This window comes from Acetivibrio straminisolvens JCM 21531, from assembly GCF_000521465.1.
GTDB classification, from domain to species: domain Bacteria; phylum Bacillota; class Clostridia; order Acetivibrionales; family Acetivibrionaceae; genus Hungateiclostridium; species Hungateiclostridium straminisolvens.
On sequence record NZ_BAVR01000174.1, the window covers coordinates 1 to 861 of the forward strand.

Annotated in this window: 1 protein-coding gene; it reads right to left on the reverse strand. The window is 30.3% G+C overall.

Features of this window, described 5'->3' with window-relative positions; all coding sequences use genetic code 11:
• On the reverse strand, nt 1–382 hold a 382-nt coding region (locus tag JCM21531_RS17360), incomplete at its 3' end, for a four helix bundle protein (protein WP_038291724.1).
• Between the last annotated feature and the right edge of the window lie 479 nt (nt 383–861).

Genomic DNA, 861 nt, shown 5'->3' on the forward strand with positions numbered 1-861 from the left:
AAATATCTAAGTTAGATTTTAGCCTTTTTATGTATCCATACAGCATTTTTATTATTTCGAGGAATTTCTCATCTAAAATCTTGTATTGTTCTTTACTTATATAGTTGTACTGATATGCAGTTAGCAAGTGGTTTCTCGTTTCACCACAACTGCCAAGGGCAGCATTGGCATGAAATAATTCTCGTTTGATAAACAGTTGTGTATTTCCCTCAGCGATGTTTGCCCCAATACTGCGGCTGCTTCTAATGATTTGGTCGACAAGCCGATACTGCTCATGATTTGGAAACCCTTTAACCAATTCTCCTATCTCCTGCTCCAATGCATTCGCCTTCTGCCAAACCTTAAGCGTCTTAAAATCCTTTATGAGTAAATTTTCAGACATATAACTCATCCTTTCAAATCAATTTTTTACATTATATAAAGGGTTAGGGATAAGTCAAATTCTGATGTTAGAATTTTTATAAAGTAATTACTGAAGGGTAAAAGGGTTAAGGGGCTATATAATACATTATTAATCCTTAGTCCATACACCTTAGAACTAATATCCTAACATGGTTTTTGTCGCTTAAAAATCTATTTAAGCATTGTAATATCAAGGATTTGGGCAAATTTACTAAATACATATATAATATAGAGAAAGGTAAAGTGGAAAGGGAAAAAGGATTTAGAATATAAGGGTAAACAAAAATACTTGACTTTGTATTAGATGATTTACTATAAAAATTGTCCTTAATAATAAGGTATTTTAAATAAATTAACATTATATACCTCCGTTAAAATAAATTCCTACGCTTACCTTATTAACAGGTAAGCAATTTTTTATTGTAGAAATACTTGAAATTATAAAAAGTGATTTATTAA